Here is a 684-nt window from a genome sequence, read left to right on the forward strand (position 1 = left end):
CGCCTCCAATAACGCCAGCACCACGATCCCGGCCGTGGCAGTCCCTCCCGAAAGATAGCTCCGTGCGGCCACCGCCACGCGCTGGCGCAGAGGGCCCGCATTCCTTTCCAAGTGCGGTCGCTTGCGCGTCAGCGCGAAACGCCCTGCCCAGGAGGCGTTCGCTCAGGCTACCCGCCAGGTGCGCACACTGCGCTGCGCATCCAGCCACAGCCACAGCCACAGCCACAGCCACAGCCACAGCCACAGCCACAGCCACAGCCACAGCCACAGCCACAGCCACAGCCACAGCCACAGCCACAACAACTGCCACCTTCCCTCAATGCTTCATCTGCGGCGCGGCAACGCTAACATCACCCGCCCGCAGCGCATCGCTGACCACACTCTGACTTCCAGTCTCACCCAGCAACGCGACGTCGCGGGCAATGACCAGTGACAACTGCTGCTCATCAAAATCGATCATCCGTGCAAGCATCTAATGCTCATTGCCGGAAATCCATCGCAAGTCCCAATCCGGCAATCCAGATATCTACATCTGCGCGCAATAACCGCCATTGAAGCTAGACAGCGTCAAGCAGCACGGCCGGTCAGCGACAACTATTTTGGCCGGTCAACGGGTGTAGTTGTCGATGGCTAATTCATAGTTGTCGCGCCTCCATCGTAATTGTCGTCGGGTAATTGTCGCCG

The 684-nt window shown here is 60.7% G+C and carries 2 protein-coding genes; both read right to left on the bottom strand.

Annotated elements, in window-relative coordinates; all coding sequences use genetic code 11:
* Positions 1 to 162: 162 nt before the first annotated feature.
* Entirely contained in the window at positions 163 to 300 is a 138-nt protein-coding gene (locus tag VSR68_RS42530; RefSeq protein WP_342945380.1) for a hypothetical protein, read from the bottom strand.
* A 16-nt stretch (positions 301 to 316) separates the two neighbouring features.
* Positions 317 to 472 (bottom strand): hypothetical protein, encoded by a 156-nt coding sequence (locus VSR68_RS42535; RefSeq protein ID WP_342945381.1) that lies wholly within the window; start codon positions 470 to 472, stop codon positions 317 to 319.
* Positions 473 to 684: the final 212 nt, after the last annotated feature.

Origin of the sequence: Paraburkholderia phymatum, assembly GCF_038900715.1 — a bacterium.
Taxonomy (GTDB): Bacteria; Pseudomonadota; Gammaproteobacteria; order Burkholderiales; family Burkholderiaceae; genus Paraburkholderia; species Paraburkholderia phymatum_A.